This window comes from Paraglaciecola chathamensis S18K6 (assembly GCA_000314955.1).
In the GTDB taxonomy this organism is placed as follows: domain Bacteria; phylum Pseudomonadota; class Gammaproteobacteria; order Enterobacterales; family Alteromonadaceae; genus Paraglaciecola; species Paraglaciecola chathamensis.
On record BAEM01000020.1, the window covers coordinates 22,877 to 48,561 of the forward strand.

26 protein-coding genes and 1 pseudogene are annotated in these 25,685 nt (G+C 43.5%); 14 read left to right on the top strand and 13 right to left on the bottom strand.

Annotated features, from left to right (window positions below; all coding sequences use genetic code 11):
• Nucleotides 1-112 precede the first annotated feature (112 nt).
• From tsaB to GCHA_RS05680, 4 genes are all read right to left on the bottom strand, one after another.
• Nucleotides 113-817, bottom strand: coding sequence for a tRNA (adenosine(37)-N6)-threonylcarbamoyltransferase complex dimerization subunit type 1 TsaB (gene tsaB / locus GCHA_RS05665; RefSeq protein ID WP_007986027.1), 705 nt, complete (start codon nucleotides 815-817; stop codon nucleotides 113-115).
• A complete protein-coding gene (gene yoaA, locus GCHA_RS05670) occupies nucleotides 814-2,889 on the bottom strand; it encodes a DNA repair helicase YoaA (protein ID WP_007986029.1) in 2,076 nt (691 codons plus the stop codon). Before yoaA ends, tsaB begins: the two co-directional genes overlap by 4 nt.
• Nucleotides 2,890-3,517: 628 nt before the next feature.
• Nucleotides 3,518-4,858 carry an alpha-amylase family glycosyl hydrolase gene (locus tag GCHA_RS05675; protein ID WP_007986031.1) on the bottom strand — a complete coding sequence of 447 codons (1,341 nt, stop codon included), beginning with the start codon at nucleotides 4,856-4,858 and terminating at the stop codon, nucleotides 3,518-3,520.
• A gap of 105 nt (nucleotides 4,859-4,963) precedes the next feature.
• Nucleotides 4,964-6,040, bottom strand: a complete 1,077-nt coding sequence (locus GCHA_RS05680; protein ID WP_007986033.1) for a hypothetical protein — start codon at nucleotides 6,038-6,040, stop codon at nucleotides 4,964-4,966.
• 195 nt (nucleotides 6,041-6,235) lie between these two features.
• Here GCHA_RS05680 and GCHA_RS05685 point away from each other — a divergent pair, with 195 nt between their 5' ends.
• The 8 genes from GCHA_RS05685 (at nucleotide 6,236) to GCHA_RS23000 (ending at nucleotide 11,720) form a co-directional block, all read left to right on the top strand.
• Nucleotides 6,236-6,979 carry a flagellar basal body L-ring protein FlgH gene (locus GCHA_RS05685; protein WP_007986035.1) on the top strand — a complete coding sequence of 248 codons (744 nt, stop codon included), beginning with the start codon at nucleotides 6,236-6,238 and terminating at the stop codon, nucleotides 6,977-6,979.
• Nucleotides 6,980-8,170 (top strand): flagellar assembly protein T N-terminal domain-containing protein, encoded by a 1,191-nt coding sequence (locus GCHA_RS05690; protein WP_007986037.1) that lies wholly within the window; start codon nucleotides 6,980-6,982, stop codon nucleotides 8,168-8,170.
• Nucleotides 8,171-8,358: 188 nt separating this feature from the next.
• Nucleotides 8,359-8,562: a hypothetical protein gene (locus GCHA_RS05695; RefSeq protein WP_007986039.1), complete on the top strand. Its 204-nt coding sequence runs from the start codon at nucleotides 8,359-8,361 to the stop codon at nucleotides 8,560-8,562.
• 611 nt (nucleotides 8,563-9,173) lie between these two features.
• Nucleotides 9,174-9,842, top strand: coding sequence for a guanitoxin biosynthesis heme-dependent pre-guanitoxin N-hydroxylase GntA (gene gntA, locus GCHA_RS05700; protein WP_007986041.1), 669 nt, complete (start codon nucleotides 9,174-9,176; stop codon nucleotides 9,840-9,842).
• The gene (locus GCHA_RS05705; RefSeq protein WP_007986043.1) at nucleotides 9,839-10,420 is read left to right on the top strand and encodes a DUF1989 domain-containing protein; all 582 of its coding nucleotides are present in this window, start codon (nucleotides 9,839-9,841) and stop codon (nucleotides 10,418-10,420) included. The genes gntA and GCHA_RS05705 overlap by 4 nt, the downstream gene beginning before the upstream one ends.
• 65 nt (nucleotides 10,421-10,485) lie before the next feature.
• Nucleotides 10,486-11,055: a hypothetical protein gene (locus GCHA_RS05710; protein ID WP_007986045.1), complete on the top strand. Its 570-nt coding sequence runs from the start codon at nucleotides 10,486-10,488 to the stop codon at nucleotides 11,053-11,055.
• A gap of 100 nt (nucleotides 11,056-11,155) precedes the next feature.
• The gene (locus tag GCHA_RS05715; protein ID WP_007986047.1) at nucleotides 11,156-11,347 is read left to right on the top strand and encodes a hypothetical protein; all 192 of its coding nucleotides are present in this window, start codon (nucleotides 11,156-11,158) and stop codon (nucleotides 11,345-11,347) included.
• A gap of 169 nt (nucleotides 11,348-11,516) precedes the next feature.
• Complete coding sequence (locus tag GCHA_RS23000; protein ID WP_013754194.1) at nucleotides 11,517-11,720, top strand: hypothetical protein; 204 nt, start codon at nucleotides 11,517-11,519, stop codon at nucleotides 11,718-11,720.
• Nucleotides 11,721-11,876: 156 nt separating this feature from the next.
• Here the strand turns inward: GCHA_RS23000 and GCHA_RS05725 are convergent, their stop codons facing one another.
• The 4 genes from GCHA_RS05725 to GCHA_RS05735 all read right to left on the bottom strand — a co-directional run bounded on the left by GCHA_RS05725 (nucleotide 11,877) and on the right by GCHA_RS05735 (nucleotide 14,525).
• The gene (locus GCHA_RS05725; RefSeq protein WP_007986049.1) at nucleotides 11,877-12,776 is read right to left on the bottom strand and encodes an SDR family oxidoreductase; all 900 of its coding nucleotides are present in this window, start codon (nucleotides 12,774-12,776) and stop codon (nucleotides 11,877-11,879) included.
• A 60-nt stretch (nucleotides 12,777-12,836) separates the two neighbouring features.
• Nucleotides 12,837-13,013, bottom strand: coding sequence for a hypothetical protein (locus tag GCHA_RS23005; protein WP_007986050.1), 177 nt, complete (start codon nucleotides 13,011-13,013; stop codon nucleotides 12,837-12,839).
• 527 nt (nucleotides 13,014-13,540) lie between these two features.
• Nucleotides 13,541-14,317 carry a type I methionyl aminopeptidase gene (gene map / locus GCHA_RS05730; protein WP_007986052.1) on the bottom strand — a complete coding sequence of 259 codons (777 nt, stop codon included), beginning with the start codon at nucleotides 14,315-14,317 and terminating at the stop codon, nucleotides 13,541-13,543.
• Between the two features lies 1 nt (nucleotide 14,318).
• Nucleotides 14,319-14,525 carry a ParD-like family protein gene (locus tag GCHA_RS05735; protein WP_007986053.1) on the bottom strand — a complete coding sequence of 69 codons (207 nt, stop codon included), beginning with the start codon at nucleotides 14,523-14,525 and terminating at the stop codon, nucleotides 14,319-14,321.
• A gap of 324 nt (nucleotides 14,526-14,849) precedes the next feature.
• On the opposite strand from GCHA_RS05735, the gene GCHA_RS05740 reads away from it, so the two are divergent.
• On the top strand, nucleotides 14,850-15,740 hold the full coding sequence (locus GCHA_RS05740) for a homocysteine S-methyltransferase family protein (RefSeq protein ID WP_039992151.1): 891 nt from the start codon (nucleotides 14,850-14,852) through the stop codon (nucleotides 15,738-15,740).
• A 91-nt stretch (nucleotides 15,741-15,831) separates the two neighbouring features.
• Here the strand turns inward: GCHA_RS05740 and GCHA_RS05745 are convergent, their stop codons facing one another.
• On the bottom strand, nucleotides 15,832-16,191 hold the full coding sequence (locus tag GCHA_RS05745; RefSeq protein WP_007986055.1) for a cysteine-rich CWC family protein: 360 nt from the start codon (nucleotides 16,189-16,191) through the stop codon (nucleotides 15,832-15,834).
• 528 nt (nucleotides 16,192-16,719) lie between these two features.
• Between GCHA_RS05745 and GCHA_RS05750 the strand changes: the two genes are divergently transcribed.
• The gene (locus GCHA_RS05750; RefSeq protein WP_039992152.1) at nucleotides 16,720-18,816 is read left to right on the top strand and encodes a collagen-like protein; all 2,097 of its coding nucleotides are present in this window, start codon (nucleotides 16,720-16,722) and stop codon (nucleotides 18,814-18,816) included.
• A 556-nt stretch (nucleotides 18,817-19,372) separates the two neighbouring features.
• Entirely contained in the window at nucleotides 19,373-21,535 is a 2,163-nt protein-coding gene (locus GCHA_RS05755) for a response regulator (RefSeq protein ID WP_007986060.1), read from the top strand.
• A 96-nt stretch (nucleotides 21,536-21,631) separates the two neighbouring features.
• Here GCHA_RS05755 and GCHA_RS05760 read toward each other — a convergent pair whose 3' ends face one another.
• Nucleotides 21,632-22,216 carry an outer membrane beta-barrel protein gene (locus GCHA_RS05760; protein WP_007986062.1) on the bottom strand — a complete coding sequence of 195 codons (585 nt, stop codon included), beginning with the start codon at nucleotides 22,214-22,216 and terminating at the stop codon, nucleotides 21,632-21,634.
• A 211-nt stretch (nucleotides 22,217-22,427) separates the two neighbouring features.
• Here GCHA_RS05760 and GCHA_RS05765 point away from each other — a divergent pair, with 211 nt between their 5' ends.
• The gene (locus GCHA_RS05765) at nucleotides 22,428-22,901 is read left to right on the top strand and encodes a DUF6491 family protein (protein ID WP_007986064.1); all 474 of its coding nucleotides are present in this window, start codon (nucleotides 22,428-22,430) and stop codon (nucleotides 22,899-22,901) included.
• Between the two features lie 55 nt (nucleotides 22,902-22,956).
• Here the strand turns inward: GCHA_RS05765 and GCHA_RS05770 are convergent, their stop codons facing one another.
• From GCHA_RS05770 to GCHA_RS05780, 3 genes are all read right to left on the bottom strand, one after another.
• Entirely contained in the window at nucleotides 22,957-23,292 is a 336-nt protein-coding gene (locus GCHA_RS05770) for a YceK/YidQ family lipoprotein (RefSeq protein ID WP_039986872.1), read from the bottom strand.
• A gap of 131 nt (nucleotides 23,293-23,423) precedes the next feature.
• Entirely contained in the window at nucleotides 23,424-23,669 is a 246-nt protein-coding gene (locus tag GCHA_RS05775) for a DUF6868 family protein (protein ID WP_007986067.1), read from the bottom strand.
• Between the two features lie 82 nt (nucleotides 23,670-23,751).
• Nucleotides 23,752-24,120 carry a SpoIIAA family protein gene (locus GCHA_RS05780; RefSeq protein ID WP_007986069.1) on the bottom strand — a complete coding sequence of 123 codons (369 nt, stop codon included), beginning with the start codon at nucleotides 24,118-24,120 and terminating at the stop codon, nucleotides 23,752-23,754.
• A gap of 273 nt (nucleotides 24,121-24,393) precedes the next feature.
• On the opposite strand from GCHA_RS05780, the pseudogene GCHA_RS05785 reads away from it, so the two are divergent.
• Both GCHA_RS05785 and GCHA_RS05790 read left to right on the top strand, forming a co-directional pair.
• Nucleotides 24,394-25,041: pseudogene (locus GCHA_RS05785) on the top strand (heparin lyase I family protein); the annotation flags it as partial.
• 245 nt (nucleotides 25,042-25,286) lie between these two features.
• Nucleotides 25,287-25,676 (top strand): hypothetical protein, encoded by a 390-nt coding sequence (locus GCHA_RS05790; protein WP_318248940.1) that lies wholly within the window; start codon nucleotides 25,287-25,289, stop codon nucleotides 25,674-25,676.
• Nucleotides 25,677-25,685 lie beyond the last annotated feature (9 nt).

A 25,685-nucleotide genomic window follows, 5' to 3' on the forward strand; every position in this document is an offset into this window, starting at 1 on the left:
ATGATGTATTAATGACAGGGTAGAAACCACACAGATTTAACACATCATTGTTTACTTATAGCACAGGTTTACCCAGCTTTGCTATTCTCCAAATGGCTAGGCGATAATGTTATTACTCTCGTCCTGGTAGCTTTTTCCAGGTTACTTTATCGCGCAAATACACGGGTTCAACCTCTTCTATCTCTTTGGCGAGTCCGGCTTTGGCGGCGTTTTCAACCAGAGACAACATGTATTTTGCATCCGGATAGAGCACTGCATCTAACACCTTGGGTTGACGCTCAGCGTCGAGTTTTCCTAGCAAAGCATCATAAGCTGCCCAGCCTGTGCCAACCCCAAACGAGGAAGTTGTGGACTTTTGCATAAGAATGTCAGCAGCTTCCTCTGGGGGTAAAACATGCTCATGGCCAACCAACGTAGCAATGCCGTCTGCAGCTTGATAATGGGCGAAATATACTTCCCCCATGCGGGCATCTATGGCGCAAAATATATCTTGCGCTTGGTGTTCATCTATCGCTTGCTGCGCCATCGCCGCTAATGTAGATACCCCGACCACTGGCAATTCAGTACCTAGGGCTAAGCCTTGCAAAATACCAGTAGCAATACGTACTCCGGTAAAACTGCCAGGGCCTTGCCCAAACCCTAAATAATCGAGTTGCGCGAGTGTCGCGCCAGCTTGATTAAGTAAGCCTTCAATCATGGGTAAAATACGCTGGCTATGTTGCTGAGGACATATTTCAAATTGGTCAAGGTGTTGGCCGTTTATACTAAGCGCAACAGAGCACGCCTCTGTTGCGGTATCAATGATCAAAAGATTCACTGTGTTTCCTTCTTTAAAATGTCGCTTGTATCCGCTGTGTTCGCTGGTGCTGGTTGGCCTTCTTCTGCCTGTTTAGCTGCGGCTTTTACAGCTTGCAAATTTTGTTCATCTGCTGATTGTTTATTGGCCTTAAGCGCTTTTTTTGCTTGCTGGGCATCCTCATGGATCTCTTCAAGGAATGCCAGCGCATTCGGCAAGTGTCGCGTTCGTTGCATATCCGGCAAACTGCGTAAAAACGTCTTTGCGTAGTCTTTCGTAACTAAGCGGTTATCACAAATAACCAAAACACCTCTGTCAGTTTCGTCGCGTATCAAACGTCCTGCCCCTTGCTTTAACGCAATGGCAGCTTGAGGAATTTGTAACTGTGCAAATGGATTGCCACCCGCTTTGCGACAATCTTCAATTCGCGCCTGCAACAATGGATCATCCGGTGAGGCAAAAGGCAATTTATCAATTAACACACAGGTTAAATCATTCCCTCTTACGTCCACGCCTTCCCAAAACGCACCGGTGCCGAGCAAAACTGCATTATCGCTATTTACATAGGATTCCAGCAATGCACGTTTTGTGGTGGTGCCCTGAACTAAAATTTGATTATCAACCTTGTCTTCTAACATGGCAGCAATCGCTCGCAATGTAGCATGGCTAGTGAACAGTAAGAAACAGCGCCCACCGCTGGCAGCAATCAATTTAAGCGAAATATCCAATAAGGTTTGCCGCATTTCTCTGGCGTTAGGCTCAGGTAAAAAACGCGGAACACAAAGCATGGCCTGTTTCTGATAATTAAACGGACTATCAAGGGAAAGTGTATTTGCGTGCTGCAAGCCCATTTGGCGCTGGAAGTGCTCAAATCCATCCCCGACCATTAACGTCGCTGAGGTAAATACCCAAGTGCGCTCTGGTGATGACACGATTTTAGAGAATTTCGCTGCGATGCTCAAAGGAGTTAGATGCAGCACAATATGACGCATGGTGGTTTCGTACCACAAACTGACACCCTTTTGGTTGGCATCGGTCAGGCGCGTTAGCTTCATTCTGGCGTCACTGACACGCTCAAAAATGCTGTCTAGGTCTTTGTCTCGGCTCAAATGTAGTTTGATCACTTCATACAACACATTCAGCGAATCAGTTAACTTGCTGATTTGAGTTTGCACATCACTGCGTGACAACATTTCTCGCCAGTTGCCCTTTTGTGCTTGTTCAGGAAACAACAAACGCAAGTCAGCAGAAATCATTTTGCATTTTTCGCCGGCCGTATGTAACTGCTTGGCATCTTTTAGTGATGTGCGGTACACCATCTCTAAATCACGGCTTAAGTCATGCAATTGGCGGCTAGATAACGCTTCACCAAAGTATTCACTGGCGATATCAGGAATTTGATGAGCCTCATCAAATATCACCACGTCAGCTTCGGGTATTAGCTCACCAAATCCGGTATCCTTTAGGGCCATATCAGCGAAAAACAAATGATGATTCACCACTACCAAATCTGCATCGAGGGCTTTGCGTCTGGCCTTGATCATGTAGCAATCTTCGTAGTCTGGGCAGTCTTTACCTAAGCAGTTATCTACCGTGGAGGTAACAAACGGCAGCACTTTTGCGTCCTCAGCGAGACTTTTCATCTCTCCCATATCACCGGTTTTAGTCGATGTGGCCCAGCGGCGCACATCGGACAATTCAACCATGGTGGTCTTGTCGAGCAAAGTGCTACTGCCACCATGCTGACGAAGGCGGTGCAAACATAAATAGTTAGAACGCCCTTTGAGCAAGGCTATTTTGCCATTTACTCCAATGGCTTTTTTAATCAGAGGTAAATCGCGATGATAGAGCTGCTCTTGCAGGTTTTTGGTGCCCGTTGAGACGATCGTCTTCTTTTTCGCTTGCAGCGCGGGAGCTAAATACGCGAAGGTTTTGCCTGTGCCAGTACCCGCCTCAACAATCAAGGCCGACTTGTGATCGATTGCTTCTTCTACTGCATTCGCCATATCGGTTTGCGCTTGGCGCACCGTGAATCCGGGTATCGCTTGAGATAAAATACCCTCAGGGGCAAACAGTTTAGAAGACTTGGACATAACGAACGGCGCACATACCTATACATAAAAAGAGGAGGATTATGCCAAATAATCGCTAGATTTTCAGAGTTTAATCGCCTTTAAACGATAAAATTATTATCGCCACCTAAACCGAATTCATTGCAATATCCCTCGTTCCCAGATCTGAGGATATATCCCTAGCAAGTTATCTAGCCCAACAATGCCGATGCTACCTAAGACAAAACACTCGACTAGCTCAACTGTAAAGTTGGTCATTGCTATCGTGCGTATCGTTATAACTTTTCTAAAAGTTTTACATGGACACCCATGTTAAAAACCACAAGCGTTAAGTGGACACCCATGCTACAAATCACAAACGTTACTTGGCCCCCAACGTTACATGGACACCCATGTTAAAAAATCACAAACATTACATGGACACCCATCTTTAATTTTTGATGGCGCCGCTTTATAAATTTCAGCTCACTGCTGGTTTATCGGGAATAAACAAGAAGCCTTTTCGCTGATTTCGGTGCAACGAAAGCCACAACACTAGAATATTTAGCCCCCGAACCGCTCATTACTATCATGGGTGTCTATATAACGGCGTACTGCGTTTATGACGGCGTGATTTTCGCCGTAGTTTCGTCTCGCATTTACCCATGCGTTACGCGGTAAAAACCAGCCATTGCCAAGGCGCTAGGTTAAATTCGCATTTGTTCGTCAACTCAATTCGCTCCCCTGTATGCCAATCCTCTACTGGCCCAAATACAGCGTTTGATGTCAACGATAAAGGGAGTTGCTCACCACTGAGATTGAGCATGACAATGACCTTACTGGCTTTATCTTGACGCATGAAGCTGAACACCTTGTCGGGATGAGAGTTAGTGACGGGGATCATTCGCGCCCCCCACTGTCCGTTATGCAAAGCGCTATGTGCTTTTTTAAGGGCGATTAAATCTGTGTACAAGTCGCCAATGCGATGACCTCGCCAGTCAATAGGGTCTCGTTCGAAAAAAGCCAAGCGTTTTGGGTTACCAGCCTCTTGCCCGTTATAAATTAACGGCATGCCCTCCCCAAGCACGGACAGTACAATGGCGCATTCTAAAGCATCACCGAACTGCTCAAACTGAGTGCCGTCCCAAGCGTTTTTATCGTGATTACTGACAAAGGTCATACGCATAGAAGCTTTGGGAAAGGATTTCTCATTCCATGAATAATATTTGTAAAGTTTACTCAGAGGCAATTTTCCCATCGCAATGCCGTGCATCGCTTCATTCCATGACCACGCATAACTCATGTCAAATGCGTTGTAGTGCAAATCGCGCGCTTCCCATTCCGCGAGCATAAATACGGGTTTTATTGCGTCTAATTGCCTGCGCACCAGTGCCCAAAAGTCCTGTGGTACAAACCCTGCCACATCACAGCGATAACCATCAATGTCTGTTTCATTAACCCAATAACGCATAGCACTGGCCATATAGGCTCGCAGATCGGGCTGGCTGTAATCAAAGTCAATTATATCGTCCCAGTCCCACCAAGGCGTAGGCGTAAAGTCACCCTGATGATTTTTGGCGTACCAGTGTGGGTGTTGCTCAACTAACACATTGTCCCAAGCACTATGGTTAGCTACCCAATCTATGATGACGTAAAGCCCTAGTTCATGGGCATAATCCACGAAATGACGCATGTCCTCAACACATCCGAATTCTGGGTTTAGGGAGAAGTAGTCTCGCACAGCATATGGGCTACCCAAGGAGCCTTTTCGGTTTTTGTTACCGATGGGATGGATAGGCATCAGCCATAAAATACTCACGCCAAGCTGCTTTAATCGAGGTAAATGCGCTTCGGCTGCGCGAAACGTACCTTCTTTGGTAAATTGTCGAAGGTTAATTTCATAAATAACTGCATCTTTGCTCCAGTCTGGCGTTTGAATACTCACCAATGACTGAGGTTGGTAAAGATCAACGTCAGTTGAAACACCGGTAGCGGGTTCGATTACGGGCATTGAGGCTCCTATGGTTGCAACGAATAAACTATTTCGTCCGATACCTCATGCAATCATCATGCTTAAATTATGCTAAACGTAATGCTAGTCGAGTCATACAATCAGTTAGAAAAGTCGCGAGACGAACTGATATGCGTTAGTGGATTCTTCAATTGGTGCGTCACTGGATTTTAAGGCTTCTTGCGCAGCTGCCGCCTCCGGGAGATCACCAAAGAACGTACCAGCGTAGTCAAAATCGACTATCGCATCGCTAACAGTGGTACCAGTAACGCCTTTAACCATCAAGTCGGCCGCTGATAAAGCAAGCCCGGTTGGTCCACCGTATAAAAAGCCCCCTGCTAGACTTGCAGCAGCACTCATCCCCTCCCCTGTCATATCTTGATAGAGACTCGACATAATAGGAATGTGCTGAGCAATATTGACCGTATCAAACAGTTCATTCAAACCAAAACCGTCTTCACCAAAGGAGACCTTGCTTATGTCCTGTAAAAACGAATAGCTTGACTGTGCTTCATCCACAACACTTTTTGATGCTGCAGACACGCCTTGCTGTGCACCGCTTGTTTGCACAGCACTATCATTTGCAAGACCACTGAATAAGCTCGAATGTAGGCTCGTGAGTAAGTTTGATTGCATGGTGGATATCGACTCGTCAGAAAATGATGAGCCAAGCCCAGCCATTAAACCACTGGCGCTATCCACACCTACGCTATCTCCTAACAACCCGCCGAATAAATTAGCGTTCAGAGAAGCCATTAATTGCTGCTGAATTTGCGCGATGCTTTCATCAGCACTTAACACATCGCTTATTATCGTTTCGGGTGAAGCGTTTGCTAGACTTGTCTCGTTGTTATCTGTGGCGTCATCCATCGATAAAAGCGATGCAAACAAACTACTTGCCGCAGCTCCAGTAGCAAGCGTAGATGCGGCCGATGTATCATTTTCGGCAGTACTTAAGCTTGAGGTTTGCAACGACGAGGTAAGCGTCTCATTCTCCATGAATTCACCGGAGGCCCCCTGGAGGCTGGCGAGAATATCCGCGAAATACGCGCCTACTCCTGTGCTACTTTCAAGCGATGAGGTCGCCGCTGATGTAGTGTGAGTAGCATTTGGTACATTGGTTAATACTGCCGTGTCTGTCTCGCTAAATTGACTTAACGAGAATTGATCAATGATGCTCACCCTGTCCCCTGATTAACATAAATGTAAACGTGATTTTGATATCAGTCATAACAAAATAGAACTTCACCAGTCAGCTTATTTACCTATCTTTGCAAAGTTGACGCTTCATTACACAACCTTGACACTCGCCATACAGACAAGCTTCAAATGAATGTGCGAACATATTTATTCGTTCTCTATATGTAGTTTAATGTCATGTTAATCAGAATCTTAACGCTACTTTTGGTACTTGTTGTTACCGCTTGTAGTACGCCTATCACCAATGATGAACAGGTAATAGCCAGTAGCCCTACCAACCCCAATGTAAAACAACGTGCTATCCAACCAACAAAAACAGACATTGAGCGTGGTGATCCAGAGTTTCGTCCAGTCAGAGTCGACCCTTTTCCTGCGGTAAAAGTGCCTACAGGCTCTCTGTTTGACCCAGACAATTTGGTCGGTTTGTATCAACGGAATAATCGATATCGTGTGGGCGACATGATTTTAGTGGAGTTAGCGGAAAAAACGTCGTCAAAGAAAACCCTGAATTACAGCCGAGACAAAAGTGGTAATTTTACCCTCGACCCTGTCACCGTAAACGCAGGGCCTTTACAAATTAACGGCGACAAACTGAATGCTGATTTCGAACAAGAAAACGAGTTTGATAGCTCTGCTGAAACCAAACAAGACAATTCTTTAGAAGGAGATGTTACGGTTTATGTGCTAGAAATCATGCCAAACGGTAACTTATTGGTGGCCGGTGAGAAATGGATGACGCTTAACAAGGGTGAAGAGTTTATTCGATTCTCTGGAGAGATCCGCCCCAGCGATATCGATAACGACAACACCGTCAGTTCAGTTAAAGTAGGTAACTCGCGCATCGAATTTAGCGGAAAAGGGGAACAGCAAGATAACCAAGAGTCATCCTTGCTAGGTAAACTATTTGGTATTCTTGAGTAGATGAACACTATACGCCGCGCCCTATGTGGATTTTTTCTCCCCTTATTCGCTGTTAGTTTATTTAGTCAGCCCGCGCTAGCGGTATGGTATCAAGGCAACGCTCAGCTCGCGGTTGACGGAGCTGACTTAAACATCATTCGCGCTGCTGCGATCAAAAATGCCATCGCTGATGCATCATTCCAGCACGGGATAATGATCACCGCCAAAGACATTTCTTTAGATGGCCTGCTGCAAAGCAGTAAAACCGAATTGCGCAGTGAAGGGAAAATTAGACGGGTCGAAATTCTTAGTGAAGAGGTTGTCGACGATATTTTACATGTATACGTAAAAGTGGATATCGAGCCGTTATTTGATTGTAGCCATGACAACTACATGCGCGCCCTACTTGTCACTCAACTCCCCGTACTTAAACCCGCCCAGGCCAGTTATGGTGCTATTTTTGACTTAGGCCCCCAGGTCAGTAAACGCGTAGAGCAACAGTTATTCTCAGATGAGTTGGTGGCCAAAGTTCAACTGATTAATCAGGTATTCATTCCTAAAAGTGTGCTGCAAGAGCCTACCTTTGGTTACATTTCGGACACTGCACGCCACTTAGCGAATCAGTATCACAGCCAATTTGTTCTTTTTGGCTACATTAGAGACATTAGCCTGTTCGAACAGACGACCAAAGGACTTATCAGTGATGATGTTGCCTTAAGGCGCAATTTCACCATGCAGTTGTATTTGTTTGATGCCTTCAAAAACAAAATGCTGGTTAACCAAAGTTATCATGGCGAAGCCGACTGGAATTTTAATGCCACTTACCCCGTCGATACCTATAACAGCTTATTCTGGCGTAGCGACTACGGCCGAGTCGTTTTGAATACGATCAATAGCGCGGTGATTGATATCAGCAATACCCTGACCTGTCAGAAATCACTCGGGCAAATTATTTATAAAAACAACCAACACATTGTCATTAATATTGGCAGTGAAATGGGTGTTGCAAAAGGCGATAGGTTTCAACTGATAAAAAGCGAAGCCTTACCCGGCCAAAATGGAAACGTGTTCAATATCCTGACCAATGAAGAAACGCATGTACTTACCGTAGTAAATGCCGATGCACAAACCGCAACACTCACCAGCACAGATGCAAGCTTGTTCGCCAATAGTAATTTGTTTGACCTCGTAAGCCCGCTTGCTGGCTATTAAGAACAAGCCCGCTTGCTGGCGTAACAGCGAGCTAGTTTATTCAGGCTTTCAAAATAATATCCATGCTGTGCAAGTGCGTGCAAGATCAACGGATTATTTGAAGTCGCTGAGCAAACTGTTATAAATAATCATTCTGTTAGGTGTTAGATGCTGCGTGTTTTGTGGCATAGAATTTAGTGAGGAAGACAATGGAACAATCAGTCGTATCAGTCCCAGAAACCGTTTTAGTTCTGCTTGCCATCGCAATTTTATCAGTGCTGTTCAGCTACTTCTTTGTCGCTAAAGTCTTAATTGCAAATGGTGTTTCGAAAACCAAAAGCATTATAGCGGGCAAAGCTAGCACCACGATTTTAATACTAGTAGCGTCATTCCTTTATCTATATTTCAGATAGCCTTTCGCTGTACATGACCAATCATTGAGTAGCTTAGAGCCCATATGATTGTGCAGCGATTCGATATTGTGCGGCACGGGCTACACTTTCAGTCTGAGCCAAATGGTTTAAAATGAGTCAAAACCACATTCGTGACTTGCGCGCATACTTAGCGAGCACTGGCCTCTAATTACTTCAATAATTGCCTAGTTGACCTTCACTTCTCAATCAAAGCACTGTTTTTGCATTTCCTATACGAATTTATTGGTGACAACACCACGGGATAACTCCAATTTCATTTTCTCTACAAATAAGAGTAGCCACATCAATTCTCGAGAAATGAAAAACTTACAATGTCGGGGTATATATTTTCCTTATAAATCACTAAAAAACGGGTGGGAAATTTCTTAGACGCCCTGCACTCTTCTCTATTCCTTACATCTCAAGGGTATCGACTTCTCTCAAATATTTGGCATGTCAATTGAAACCACTATTGAAATAACGAGGCGGTAACTGCGAATACGGAGACAAGTAGCCAATGAATATGCCGTTAATTAATACAATAAATTGCGTTAACAAAAAAGCGCGATGCTTTATTAAGAAAATAGTAGTTGAGGCTCGAGGAACTAGGCATGAATAACCCTCAGTTCCCCCTGCCTTCTTCGATTGAAAGTTTTATTAACCAAGATGGATTTCCCTGCGTTGGCGCTAAAATTGCGCTAAATAAAAGCCAAATTACAACCCTTAATTTCAAAGACATACGCTCTGATAGTCATAACCAAGATATCCTCAGTGACATATATCGCTTCATTAAAAATTTTAATAAAGATAAAAAACTCTATTCTAGCCTTGTCTGTACTTTTAAACATTCTTCACTTAAGGATGAAAAAGATTTTGAATTAGTCATGTGGGACAAACTACAGAAACTGCATAATCTAGATTCGAAACTTTATTCTTGGGATAAACGCGTAAGCTGCGACCCTAACGATAGTCAGTTCAGTTTCAGCCTAGGTGGAGAAGCGTTTTTCATCATAGGTTTGTCCCCTTATGCGCAGCGAAAGGCTAGACGTTTCAAATACCCCGCTATCGTTTTCAATTTACATAGCCAATTTCAAGTGTTGAAAGAAACAAACAAATTTAATGCATTAAGAGAAAGAATTCGAAAAAATGAAGAAGCCTTTTCTGGCTCTCCAAATCCTAATTTATATGACCATGGTGTTGTATCTGAAGCACGTCAGTATAGCGGCAGAAGTGTCGACAACCATTGGCAATGTCCATTCTCAACGAGGAGTAAAAAATGAGTAACGTAATCAAACCCAGAAGCGGAACCGCATTTAAAATGAAAAAAGGAGAGCGGTTAAAAGTAACAGATCCTCTGGGTGAACAGGTGGCTGATCTATATTGCTTCAACGAGCATGATATTAAGGAGTTTTTGTCTTCTGGTCGCTCACTAGATTACAACGAATCACTGACATTTAAGTCAGGAAGCAAACTTTATTCAAACCAAAGCAATGTCATGATGGAAATCATTGAGGATTTGGTTGAAGAGCATGATTTTCTTTTAACGCCATGCAGTGTCGATACGTTTACACATTTTTATCCACATGAGGATCCCGTACCTGGTTGCCATGGGAATCTAGTCAATGCACTAGCCAAATATGATATTCCTGAGCATTTAATAGGAACGACATTTAACACCTTTATGCATGTGGGAGTCAGCCCTGACGGAAAATTAAAAGTGCTCCCTCCTAAGAGTAAAGCGGGCGATTATATTATCTTTGAAGCGACCATGGATTTAATCGTTGGGTTAACGGCTTGCTCTGCTGGCGAATCAAATAATTTCAAATATAAACCGATCAATTACGAAATATTACAGTGAGTTAACTCCATTACTCATCGTTATTGTGAGGATTTCAAAAGATTAATGTTAAGGACTCAGAGGATATGATTGACCCAACGTTAGTTATTTTAATGTACTTTGTGATACCTATATGGCTTTTAGCCGGTATTGTCGATTGGTTTTGCCATCGACAAAGTAATATAGCTAAAACAAGCGGCGCTAAAGAGTCCTTCATCCATTTATTAATGTTTGCTGAGGTGGGGGTCCCGCTAGTTCTTATTTTACTCTTTGAAGTAAATAGTCTGATTATTGCTATCAGTATCCTATTCTTTTTGCTCCATGAACTTACTGCCCTATGGGATGTATCTTACGCCGTGAGCAGACGCCGCGTGGGGCCAATAGAACAGCATGTTCATAGTTTCTTAGAGATGATCCCCCTTTTAGCACTCGTGCTTATTATCGCGCGCCACTGGCAGCAATTTGTCGCTTTATTTACGCCTAGCGGCTTTCCCCCAGACTTGTCACTTCAATTGAAAGCGTCTCCACTGCCGACGACTTACTTGGTAATTGTGTTACTAATAGCGTTAACCTTAGAGTTTGCACCCTATGTAGAGGAGTTTATTCGAGGTATAAAAGCTAAGAATGAGCAGGCTAGTCGACAATCCAATATATAAAGATAAGGTGTTGTACTCGATTCAAATTCAATGACGCAATTTATCTAGTTGGAAAATAGTAAAGCTCGGAAATATCAACCCAAACAAAATAGGTATCCAGATGAACAATAAAGATCAAGATTCAGTAAAAAAAGACGATGACACCATAGATAAAGATGATGCATTACAAGATTCAGAAGCAGAAGCAGGAAGCCCGATTGCGGAATCGATAGCAGGAGAAGAAGATCCAGGTTCTGCCCTTGAAGAATTCATGAAAGATCAGAAAGTTGATGAGGATCAAGAAAAGAAGTAACGCTGTCTTTTATTCTTAACAAGTTTGACCGAGTATATTAATATTTTAAACAGCTAACCGCTTAGCTGATGATAATCAACACGTTATCTAATAATATATTTGTGTCGAGAAACATTTTTCACTCGACTAAAATCGGATGATATTAAGACAGCAGGACGTTATTAACCGTATGACAACACATGAGTTAGCAAAACTTTTACTGGAACATAAAAACGTAGATATTGTTACTAACGTTGGGTATACGTCAATGATGGCTGAAGATGTGTTATTAACCGAGTCGATGGTGAAAATGCAATGCACGCTGAATAATGATAATAAGCCGGTTGGCGTTTCGGGTGATCAGTGGTTGCTTATCGGTGGCTTGTCTGCATAACTGATAAAGAGTTTGCCTAAAAAGCGGATGAAGAGATAGCGGCTCTGTTACTGCTCACTTCGACTACCAATCACTATCTCGTGCCGCTATTTTTCTACTTAATCTTAAGCTACTTATTCGCGTAAGCTATTGTTCTGCATCAGCAGTGTAAACTGTCTAAGGAAGGTGTTGTCCGCCCGTTATGCCCATTATCTCTGCCGTTACATAGCTGGACTCTTGCGACGCTAAATAGACATAAACCGGTGCTAATTCAGCGGGCTGCCCTGGTCTGCCAATTGGCACATTTTCACCGAATTTCGGTAACTTTTTCGCTGGTTGGCCACCGCTTTGCTGTAGTGGTGTCCAAATAGGTCCAGGCGCGACACCATTGACCCTTATGCCTTTATCTATCACCATTTTAGCTAAACTTTTGGTAAAACTAGTAATAGCCCCCTTAGTCGAGGCGTAGTCTAGAAGCCCAGCTGAGGGCTGATAACTCTGAATAGAGGTAGTATTGATAATGCTGGCCCCAGGCGGCATATGTTTTACTGCAGCTTTTGTTATCCAAAACATACCGAATACATTCGTTGCGTACGTTTGACAGAATTGCTCAGTAGATAAATCTTCTAGGTCGGCGACAAACTGCTGTTTACCTGCATTGTTAACCAATATATCAATTGAGCCTAATTTCTCTACGCTGTGACTCACTAGGCTGTTACAGAATTCTTCATCAGATACATCCCCTGCAATACCCCACGCATTACTGCCGCTGGCCTTTAATATATCTAGAGTTTCTTGCGCATCGGTTTCTTCACTGGCTAAGTAATTAATAACAACATCGGCCCCTTCCCTAGCAAATGCGATGGCTACTGCTCTGCCAATCCCAGAGTCTCCACCTGTGACTAATGCCTTACGGCCCTTCAATCGGTCACTCCCTACATAGGTGTTTTCACCATGATCTGCTGTAGGCTCCAGTATCTCATCCAAACCAGGATCAGGCTGTTCGCTGTCTTTCTCGGTTTGCCCCATCTGATATTGGCTTCTGGGATCCTGCATCGTAAATTGATTGGTTTTCATTCTCAAAGACTCCTTCAAACGTTAATCTGCGTTGAATAAATCAAATTTAATTAAAAGTGATTAATGGCTGGATAAATGCTTCGTGTCGCGTTCTTGCCATTTGTCTTTGCGGTGGTGGGGAGTCGGTTTATGTAACGAGCGAGTCGTACGATTGAGCTTGCGGAACGTTCCATCTACATAATTTTCGATGGCTTCAACATCAACGTGAAGGTTATATCTATCTTGGAATGTTTTCACTTTGCATCTCCTGTTTCATTTTAAGATCTACAACTGTTGGTTTTCTATGTACTCCGACTTTAAAACAGCAATAGATATGCCAAATGAAGTATTTTTAAGTGCAAACCTTATGGTCCCTATCCTCGACGCGATTGTTTACGCTGCAAATGACGAAGATAGCAGTGATGGTGAGTGAAATTTTGACATTGGCTGAATATGAAGAGGAAAAAATTACACATTTAGCGTCCACATTGGCGCTTTATAGGAATAACGCCGCTACTGAATGAAGAGCCAATACACAAAGAACAGCAGAAAAAGAATACATCGAGCAGAATCAGCAAAAGAACGGGGGAGAATGTCGTTTCGTGCTCAACACGACCACTTAGCGACTCGTCGTTTGACGATTTGACGGGGTAACTCCCTGTGCAGGTACAGATAGTGGCCATGAGCTTGTATTTTACTACGCCAATGCTAGCCTAGCTCACCTCATTGTACGCATTCGATGGGTAAAGCCGCTTTATTACGCAGGGTTTTGCGCTGTACCATGTTTAAACGAGGTCAGCTTCCTCCTGTCGAAGCGTTAAAACTTCGTAACCGGACTGGGTTACCAAAATAGTGTGCTCCCACTGAGCAGAAAGTTTTCTATCAGCCGTAATGACCGTCCAGCCGTCTTTTTTGGTCTTTGTTTTCGCCTTGCCTTGGTTAATCATGGGCTCAATAGTAAAGGTCATTCCAGGTTGTAAACTTAAGCCTTTTCCGGGCTTTCCATAGTGAAGTACTTGAGGCTTTTCATGCATTTCTTTGCCGATGCCATGTCCGCAAAACTCTTTCACCACAGAATAACCACTACGCTCGGCTAAGGTTTGAATTGCTGCGCCTAAATCTCCTAACGTGGCTCCTGGCTTTACTTTTTTAATACCTGCCCACATAGCCTCGTAGGTCGTTTTAACCAGCCGTTTGGCCAATGGGTTAGCTTCCTTCATCACGTACATTTTGCTAGAGTCAGCGATAAAGCCATTCTTCTCAAGTGTGATGTCTAAGTTGATAATATCCCGTGATTTAAGCCTGTAGCTATCTCGCGGTACACCATGACAAACCACTTCGTTTACGGATGAATTTAAGGCGAACTGATAACCGTATTGCCCCACACTTGCGGGCCTAGCATTTAAGGTATTTCGAATAAATTCGTCAACTTGATCGTTAATTTCTAAGGTCGAGACTCCCTCTTTCACAAAGTCATCTAACATGTGAAATACTTGCGCTAGGAGTTTGCCTGACTCCCGCATTAGCTCAATTTCTTCAGTACTTTTAATATTGACGTGCATATTACTTCACGACTTTTAAAACGGTATCGGCGTTTGCGTTTTCGAGTTCGTTCACAATCAGTTCTGAGAACGTCATGGTCGGATTTAGCTCGGCTAAACGCCCCATTTTTATCCAAAATTCGGCCTGCGCATTAATAGAACGAGACATGACCTGACAGCTTTTTCGTACTTCGTCATGCACTTCATCAGATATTTTTATAATCCCCATAATAAACACTCCATATATAAAACGTTTATCAATCGTATATTCTCAAGCTAAATTTTACAAGTTATCGCTGGAACCATTAGTACACATGTCACTAAGGCTTAGCGGACGAAGGGTTGCAAATACTATTACTGGCTGTAATTGACTCCAGTGCCCTCACACTTACTTTCCATTTCTACTGTCTCTGCCGCTATTTTTGTCAATTCATGAAAATATACACACTTCATGAATAAAACAGCCCATAGTTGCAGTGAATCAACCGCGAAATTAAGGCATCATAGCCGCGAATTTTAGCAAAGCAGGAACTGATAAGAAGTGGCAACAACGATGAGCAAAATTACCCTATTAGACGGCGGCATGGGCCAAGAATTACTGCGCCGAAGCTCCCGCGAGGTCACTCCGATGTGGTCGGCAGATATTATGCTGAATGAGCCGACTCTAGTCAGAGATTTACACTGCGAATTTATCGAAAGTGGCGCTCGTGTCATTACGCTTAATACCTACACTGCGACCCCGCAACGCCTTAAGCGTGAAAATGAACTTGCGCAACTTGAGCACTTGCACCATGCAGCGATGCGCGCAGCTCAAGACGCAATTAAACTATCGCAGCGTAACGATGTGGCCATCGCCGGCAGCCTGCCACCGCTCGTTGCGAGCTACCACCCTGAAGTGTCTCTATCATTCGAGGACTCCCTTGAAACTTATCGCCAACTGGTGCAATTACAGTCACCTGCCAGCGATATCTTTATTTGTGAAACCATGTCATCTGTTAATGAAGCCAAAGCAGCCTGTACCGCCGCCAAAGAAAGTGGCAAACCTGTATGGGTGGCATTTTCTGTAAGTGACAGTCACCCCGAGCAACTTCGCAGTGGCGAATCGCTTAAAGAGGCGTTAGCTGCGCTTGAAACACTGGCACCAGAGGCGATATTACTCAATTGTAGTCAGCCTGAAGCGATCAGCGCCTGCTGGCCATTAATGCAAGCATCAAAGGCGAAATTAGGTGCCTACGCGAATGGCTTTGTGTCTATCGAAGCGCTGTATCCAGGAGACACAGTAGAAGCGCTAGAAATGCGCAACGATTTGAGCCCAGCACATTACGCGGCGCACGCTATGAATTGGGTAGAAAATGGCGCATCCATTATTGGAGGTTGCTGTGAAATAGGCCCTGCCCACATCAAAGCGCTAGCATTAAAACTGCAAAGTAAGGGATTGTTGTAAAACCATTAGGCAGCTAACGCGGCTTAAAACCGCAGCTAATAACCTGCAGGCATTTAGGAACCGACGACTACTCTTTCGTCAGTAGCAATTGTCAGCAGCAATACTTGCGCTTAAATGCACATGGATCGTGGCTGAAAGCATTGACGCATCGTTGGCAGATACACTGTTTGTGCTGGCTATTTGCAGGCACTAAATCAATAAGTGCTTGAGGAATAGAAGCCACAAAACACCAGCAATCAAGCGTATTTTGTGTTTTTAACTGTTGTTGATTATTAGCTGCGGCGTTAATTGGCTTAGGGCTGTTAATTGGCTCAGGGCTGAAGGTCTGTACGTCTGCATTTGCTCGCTTTGACGTATTTTGAGCAACTCGAGCATTATTACACTGATTACCTTGGTGGCAAAATGGGCAACGCATGTCATCAACAATAGAGAGTTCTTCCTCTTTACGCATTGTTATTTCTCGAAACTTTTTAATAGTTAAAATAAATGAGGTGTTTATTATTACATGTGAGGGCCATGCTATTTTATACCAATTCCAGTAAATCATTGCCTTTTAAAACTCAACCAGCGTATTAAGTACAAAGCGCCGCTGTGCGCTAATGCGTACTTATTAAGTTGTTTAATTCTTTTAACATACCAAGAACTTAGCTCAAAACCCACTGAAGTAGCCCCCTAAGCTAATTGGTTGTTCGAGCAAACCAGCCGTGTTGATTATGTAGTTGTTTTCTCTTTTGCCAGCCCTCCGCTCTAATACCAATCCGCATTATTAATTGCCCTCCTCACTTGTTACAGTGGAATGATGTAACTGATTTTTATCATTTTAAATATTTTTTGCACAGTTTTTTGTTTGCACATTTTTGTTTGCACAATTTTGCATTAATTTGCATCCAATGCGCTTAGTGAATCGTTCCTTTATATGTACCGCGCGTTTTCGGCGCTTTGCAATATGGCAATCATGCTACTTTAAGGAGCTAATATCATGATCAGGAATACACAAACAAAGAATACGTCAACCCGGAAATTTGTAACTACATTGATTGGTCTATCCGTCGCTTTATCGCTTACAGCCTGTGATGGCGATGATGGCGCCCAAGGTCCACAAGGCGAGCAAGGGGAAATGGGTACCCCAGGTAATGACGGCCAACCAGGCACGCCCGGTTTCGCAGCAGCGCAATTCTTAATATCAAATAACGGCCCTGACAATGCAGGAACCGTTGATTTAGTCGATCAAAATGCGGCCAAACTAAAAACCCTTTCTAGCGGCAACAATGAAGGCATCGCCCTTGATCCACTTAATAACCTTGTACACGCTGGCGATGCCACCACAGGCAGTTTGCGTTTTCTTTGTGGAATTGGACAACGCGCCGAAGATAACGCATTTAATACGATTGAAGACCGAGAAATTACCGGCGCCAACACTGGTTTAGTTAACCCTAAAGGTATCGACATAGCACATAGTGCTGGCTTGGTTTTGGTCGCTGACTTCAACGGTATGCGTATCAGTGTATTTGGCTCAGCCGCTGCGGGCGACGTCGCCCCTCTAGCAGAAACCTTAACGGACGCCAAACCATGGGACTTGGATTACGATGAAGTCAACGATCGTTTATTCGTGGCGCTAACCGACGGTACTATTGCGGTTTATGACGACTATGTATCAGGTGGGTTTGCTGCCATGCCTGCCCGCGTGATCACCCCTAGTGACGATACTCAAAGTACGATTTCAGTAAATATTCACGGTATTGTGTACGACCGTGAGACAAACAAACTGGTTGTCAGTGATGTTGGTGATGCAGCATCTGCCACTGACGGCGCTATTTTTGTCATCGATAATGCCGCTAGTGCCGATGGAAATGTCAGTGTTGCACGCTCTATTTCTGGTCCGCTGACATTATTGGGTAATCCAGTCGATATCGTACTTAGTGGGACAGATTTACGTGTAGCGGAGAAATCTAACGACGCCATACTGGTGTTTTCGAATATATTTTCTGGTCCAAGTGGAGATATCGCTCCGACGTTAACAACCAGCAGTATAAAACCTGAGTCATTAGTGCAAGTCACTGAAGCAAACAACAATGCAGACGCATCGGACATTGCCACTACCAACGTCAGTTTTAATGGTATCGCGGTAAGTGGAAACCCAGCAGCAGGCGCTGATACTTTTGGTATGATTGCTAAACTTAACACGTCATTGAATACTCAGCTCAGCGGGTACGATTACAGTCAAAGCATAGAAAGCGTTGCATTTGACATCGCAGGCGATGCCTACGCAACCTTTGATGATCCAGATACAGGTACAGCCGGTATACTCGTGGGTAACCGCGTTGCTAAGTCTCGCGATACGGAATCATTCGATACCGCCAGAGACAGAGTTATTGCCGGTGAAAACACAGGACTCGTCACTCCCAAAGGCTTAGACGTGGCGTCAAATAGTGGCTTACTGTTTGTGGCCGAAAATAACGCCACCACCCCAGGAATATTGGTATTTTCTTTGTGCGCCTCAGGCGATGCTGCTCCAGTACTAACCTTAAATCTTGCCGACAATGCCCGTCCGTGGGACGTTGATTATGATGCGAGTACAGACCGAGCATATGTAGCGCTAACCAATGGTACGGTTGCCGTATTTGATGAAGTTACCGCGCGTATGAATAGCGGCATGACGACGTTAACAGCACAAGATCGTACGATCATTCCAGCTGTAGGCGGCACCGCATTACTCGCACCATCAAATATCCACGGCATTGATTTTGACCCAGCGTCAGGTAACTTAATTCTATCCGATGTAGGCAGCGCAGCTGATGCAACTGATGGCAAGCTATACGTATTATCGGCCGCTGATTCAGCAGATGGTCTAACCGAAATACAAGTTAATATTGGCGGTGCAAACTCCAATTTAGGCAACCCTGTTGATATTATGTATTCGGGCAGTGATCTATTCGTAGCAGAGAAGTCAAATAACGTGATCATGCGTTTTGACAACATCTTAGCCAGCGAAGGAGGAGACATCGCTGCCAATGCATCCATCAGCTTTAATGCGCCTGAATCGGTCGCTCTTATTCCGCATTATATTTCTGAATAAATATCAAAATAAAGCCACTGCATAAAGTTATTCACTTTATGCAAGCTACACTTTGTACTAAAACCTACGCCACGTAGCAGAGCAATTTGCTAAGTGGCGCTTTTGCATCGATCCCCTTTAAATATCGTTCCCTTTTGAATAAGGCTACATGTCACCTTTCTTAACCTATTTTTCGCCAATATTAAGGTAAAAAGTGTGGTCGTTAGCAGCTGCTTTATCTCATGCTAAAGAGGGAAAGCATCCACCCATTTTGCAGAACCTGCGATGAAGACAGCTCTACTGCATTATAGTAAGTTGCTCACAGGAGGCATCAAACGGTAGACTGGGTAAAATAACGCTCCATTATCGACTAAGCTTTAGTTTGATCCGTTTAAGACGTTAATTCGTTTAGAACTTTGACTCGTTTAGAACTTTGATTCGTTTAGGACATTGATTCGTTTAAGACTTTAGTACGCGCGCTAAAAAAGACGCAAAAAACGGTTAACTTGATGTTTATCACAAGGTTCAAGGTTAGTGTCGGCAACCGATGACAACTACGAGCACAGGAGAAAGAACTTTGGCAGCAAGGGCAGGTTTATCGATTCGTGCACGTTATATATTGGCGTTGACGCTAGTGGCGGTAACCGTTACAGGTTCTACGCTTATTCTGAAGTACATATTCAGCGCTCAAGCAAATGACGCAAATGTGATTAATATTGCGGGGCAGCAACGCATGTTGTCGCAACGTATCGCTCTATCGATTTCTAGGTTATCCGCTTGCCAACTCTCCCCTCAATCTACGCATCAATTTAAACAAGCCCTAGAAAGCGCCCTCAGCACATTTAGTGGTAATCGAAAGTACTTGACCAGCTTAAACAATATCCCTCCAGCGGTAAGTTCTTTATATTATGGCGAACACGGCTTAGATAAGGCCAGTCAAGATTATGTCGCTGATGCCAGAGCATTTTTAGCATCAGGTAATACTTGTACTACCCCGCCCTCTCGGTTTAATGCGCAAAACAGTGACGCCTTACTGAAAAACCTCGACAGCGCCGTGCATGCATTTGAACTTGCAGCAACAAGCAGAGTTGAACGCGTTGAAAAAGTCGAAATATTCTTGTGGATTTTCACCTTGATTCTGTTGCTCTGCGAAGCCTTGTTTATCTTTCGTCCAATGGAAAACAAAGTGCGTGATGCACTTTCATCCCTTAAAGACGCCATACAAAAAGCGGAAGAAGCCGAGCAGCAAGCAATAGAGGCAAACAAAGCAAAATCTGAATTTCTTGCCAGCATGAGTCACGAATTGCGTACACCAATGAATGGCCTTTTTGGCATGATGGAATTAGCCTTAGATAACCCGCATAAAAGCGGCGAGTACCTAAAGAAAGCAAAAAATTCCGGCAAACAATTATTAGTTCTGATTAACGACGTGCTCGACCTTTCAAAAATTGAAGCGGGTAAGTTACGCATAGAGCGAACATCACTAGATCTTTTGCAATTACTTGATGATGTCACATCGGTACAGTCTGCCAATGCGCGCTTAAAGAAACTTAATTTTAACTACAACAAAAATACCACCCTACCTTCGCACATATTTGGAGACCCCACTCGAATAGCGCAAATTATGCATAACTTACTCAGCAATGCGATCAAGTTTACCCACCAAGGCGAGGTGAATTTAGACGTGGGAGTACAGGTTAAAGACAAACGTTTTTGGTTAAATATTTCGGTTCAAGACACAGGTATTGGGATTAAACCTGAAAAACTAAAATCGATTTTTAATAAGTTTGAGCAAGCAGACCATAGCACCACCCGATTACATGGTGGAACGGGGCTGGGCTTATCGATAGCGAAACAACTCACCGAATTGATGCATGGTACGTTAACCGCTCAAAGTACTGAAAATGAAGGTAGCTGCTTTGTACTGACGCTTCCCATTGAGGTTGATAATAAGCGCATCGAGAATATTCACCCTAGTATTCCTCTGCACTGCGCTATCGTAGATGACTTGCAAACCAGCCGTGAGTATTTAGAGCATGTGGTGAAAGCGCAAGGTTACAAAACCACAGTGTTTGCACATGCCGCAGAGTTTCTAGCGAGCGACATCAGCCAATTTGACGCCTTACTGCTCGATTTATCCATGCCCGACATCAATGGAATTGATGTCATCAACACCATGCAAACACAACAGCTGTCCAAAAGACCACATATTATTTTGGTATCTGCTGTTATTGAACATCTTGAGTGCACCCAAGACATAAGACGCCTTATTTGGCGAACACATGCTAAGCCTGTGCTCAGACAAGAATTGGAAGCAGACCTAAGAGAACTGCATAACCTTCATCAAAAACGGGAAGAAAACCCCGTTGAATCGACCTCAGCTCATAAGATCCTCATTGTTGAAGATAACGAAATAAACGCTGAGGTCGTAAAAGTCATGCTGGAAGGTGCTGGCTACCAGGTTGCCATCGCTACCGACGGAGAAAAAGCAATTCAAGCTTGTATCTTTGAGCAATATGACTTGATATTAATGGACATGCACATGCCCGTCATGGACGGCATCACTGCAACTATTAAACTTAGAACAGAAATGAACTTTACTCAGCCAATTGTCGCCCTTTCTGCCAATGCCTTTATCGAAGACAGGGATAACTGTTTAAATGTGGGTATGAATGACTTTTTATCTAAACCTATCGATAAGCATGCATTGCTAACGACGATCAAACGCCAACTAGCCTAACCTACTGATAGATTGGCTAAATAAATTTGATTCACTGGCTAAGTTGAGATGAAATAAATCGCTGTTCACGCACTGAACAGCGAAAGCTGCTCAAAGCTAAAACGAATACCGGACAAGCGCACCTAAGGTGCTAACATCTGCTATGTTGGTGAAGTTTAACCCAACGGATACATTTGGGTGAAAGTGGTAGTTTGCCGCCAGCATCGCGACTGCTTCACTGTCTCCATCAAAACGAAGAAAACCTGCTGATGCTTCTAAATCAATTTTATTGGTTAGCATAGAGCGAATACCTATATTTGCGCCAAAACCGTCGGTATCAGAAGTTAAATTCCCACTTGACCCATTAGCAGAGATTTCAGCATACTGATAAGCAAGCGTGCCATATATATCAGTTGATCCCGTCATCTTGTAACGATAACCCACTTCTGCGCTACCTTGGTCAAAATCGACATCACCGTCAAATATGTCGTCATTTGTCATGCTATAACTACCTCTGACAAATACATTTTTGCCAAGTGATTTTGCCCCGCCGATCCCAAAGCCATGAGGATCTAAGCCATCAATATCGGAAATATTAACAATGTAATATCCCCCTTGAATATAATCCCAGTTAGGAGAAGCAGCGAGCGCTGAACTTGTCGAGAATAATGCACAGATAAGTGTAACTGCCTTTGTTTTCATTTTATTTTTCCTTAAATTAATACTGACACTTTTTTAACCTTAGCCAGCCTACAATCCGCACACAGAAAGGTCAAATTTTTAACCCTTACTTTTAATAAAGGCTCGTCACCATAAAGTGTAACAACTTGTAATTTAAGCGTTTTACCTGAAACTTAAGATTAATCTGACACTCTTAATTGGAGTAATTAACTTCAATAGAAAAGGAGCTGCTATGAAACGTGTCGTGATCCTGATGGCTATGTTGCTAGCATTAGCCGGCTGTGCATCGAATCGATTATCTGATCCTGAAAAGACTGCCATTATCGAAAAATTCATTACCACGGAACAGCTTGAAGCGCGCAATACCATCAGCGCATTCGATTTAGACAGTTGGACATCATTAAGCGATCAATACCTCATATTGAGGACATCTCCGTTTCGCTCGTATCTGGTCAAACTCACTATGCGTTGTAACGATATAAACTACTCACCTGCTCTTCTGGTTTATTCCCGCATCCCTAATACCTTAAGTACTGGGTTTGATAGCGTATTTACCCCAGATAACCACAGATTCAAATGTAATATCAGCCGAATTTATCCGCTTAGCAAAGCACAAAATAAAAGCCTAATTTCAGCTGTAAATCCAAAAGGAAAACACAAATCATTACAAAAAGCCCAGGAAGAGGCAGAAGACAGCAAAGAATAAGAACAAGAAAAATCGAACGCTCAATAGCCTAAAATTTGGTAGCAATCAAAAGTGTTTAATTAACCTTAATCGAGCCTTTTGTAGCTTGGGAGTAGATGGTGTAGGGCAGTAAAAGTGTGTCTGTAGCGGCAGAAAATGCGCTATCAATCAGTAAATAAGGCACCCCATTAAAGGAATCCCCCATATTTAGCGTTTGACTTGGCTCGCCGTACATTAAACAAACGTTGTGGCTGAGCCCGCTGTATACCCGCGGAATACTATTACAGTAGCTCTTTTTATCATAGTAGGCGATGTCGACGTGATTTCCTTTGGGGGCGAGCGTTTTCACCGTAGCGCATGCGTGGCATAGGAAAAGTAAAAATAATACAGCCAGCGTCCTTTTATTACTCATGAGTGAATCTATTCTTAGTAAAAGATTTTTTTACCATACAGTGAATGTAAAAGCGAACATTTCTTACCTTCAGGTTGGCTGGTATTTCACTCATATAAAACATGCCCCGTACCTTTGTAGCGCATGTTTGTTCAATATATGATTTTTAATGCAATATAAGGAATCAAGTTAAAGACAAAAATAAGCAATTTATACTGTGCCAAATAATTCATGTACATGCTTTTTAATCGAGGTACCGGAACGCCAAACAGCCTGCTATGAATGGAAGTGATTTTGTCTCCCCACCATATCAAAGCCAACGAGGCTGCACTCAACACACCAACATTGATCAATGACATCCAGCCAAATATTTCACTTAACAGTATGGAATTTTGCATATTGATTTCCTTTATTTACCCTGTTTTATTGCATAATACTTGGCCTTTCGACCCCACTACCGATACATATGGCGTGTTAGCCCTATTCACTTTTAACCCAAGCCCATGCTTTGTTTAGCTCGTTTACATCGAAATACTTTTCCTCGATATTAACCACTTTGGCAAAAGGGCTGTCAATTTCTACCAGCCACTTTATCACTCTACGAGTTGATACAATGGCAAGTTTATCTATATGCTTAAGATGACCGAACGTCCACTTAAGGTCTTCATAAGCGGCCTTTAAACCTATATCAAAGTTATCATCAATTAAGACTAAGACATTGATTTTATCGTGCTGCGCGATCAATGCATTAAAAGTGCTGATCCACTTTTCCTCTTCAGCCTGATCAACTTTACCTGTCACCATAATCCCAATGGTGGCACCTTCGCTCTCAGGTAACTGCGTTATCATAAAGCCCCTCCCGTTTATATTTTCGCCTACAATAAACATGCGGAGTAACCCAGCTAATTCAAGCCCCTTGCTGCCCAATTCTGATGATTTGCACCATAGCATTAACCAAGCTGGGCGCCAAACGGCCCAGCGTTATTTGCCCTATACGGCTGCGAGCTGCGACCAAGTATCCCTGTATGGCTCGAGCGTCATGTTGCGCTCTTCGTGCTTAAATAACATACTGTCTTGACGAAATAAACAACAGCACGGTATTACTCTACTATGTGGAAAATAATGATAACAAAGCACTTAGTTCACTTATGTTTAAGCGCGGTATGCGCGTCTGCGTTATGGGGTTGCGGTGGCTCTGGGGACTCACTTTCCACAACAACTGCTACAACACAAGATCAAACCATAACCAGCAACACAAACGAGGAAGGCTCACCTGATGATCAAAGCGTCACCTCGCCGTTTAATTCCTTTGACAGCGTATCGAGTGTCACCCTATCTGCTGATGGGCCAAACGCAGGCTTGAGTGCTTATGACCTAATTGAGAATGTTTTTGCTGCAGGGTCGATAGAGGCGCCTGATATGTACCCGACCGACCACACAGAGGTTGCGCATATTGTTGAAGATAGCGATAACATGGTGGGTCCTCACTTCGTGTTTCTGGCGCACAAAGCATTAGATTTCAATAAAGGCGTTGAGTCTGACCGACAACGCAATGAAATAAAAACCTATGACAAGTCGCCTACCGCACTCAAAGGTTACCAAGGCGAAACGATGCAGTTTAGTTGGAAATTTAAAATATCAAATGAACTAGAATTATCGAAAAAATTCAGCCACTTTTTCCAGCTTAAAGCCAAAAACGTTAGCCAAGACAATAGCAACGGCAATGACGACCAGCCAATGATTACGCTTTCAGGGGTGGATAATACCAATCCGCATTAATAAGTGCCCCCTCAGAATGCGTCCAGCGGTTTTTGATTAAGGCGTCGCTATAAAGTAATGGTTGTTCCCTTTCGAGTAGTGAGAACGCAGAGCAAAAGCTGCTGGGGCATTCCTTTCAGGCGAGTTTTAAAAGGGCTTACACTGCGTTGCATGACTTCGAAAGAGAACAACTATTCATTCAGTCATGCGCCTTGTTTAAGCCCTTTTAAACTCTCGCTGAGTGATCACTTATTAACGTGGAATGGTATAAAGACAGTACCGGCAATGAACTACAAGTTCGCTACAGCAAAGGGTTTAACGCTGATGGCACAAGTACCAGCGACATTTACTTAATAAAAGCCGACTGGTCATCCATCACTGACGAGTGGCTAAATATCACAGTACAAGCGACCTTTGCCGAAGAAGGTGCTTTTTACATGCAAATATCTCGCATGCAAGACAATGCTATTTTAGTTGATATTAATGAGCCCGTTATCGATATGTGGCGCGGTGTATCAAGTGAAGACTTTGTGAGACCTAAATGGGGAATTTATCGCTCGTTAGCAGATGGCGACAGTTTGCGCTCAGAAGAAGAACAAGTCCGTTTTGCTGATTTTGTAGTAGAAAAAGGCACTGCTGGAAATTAAATAAAATAC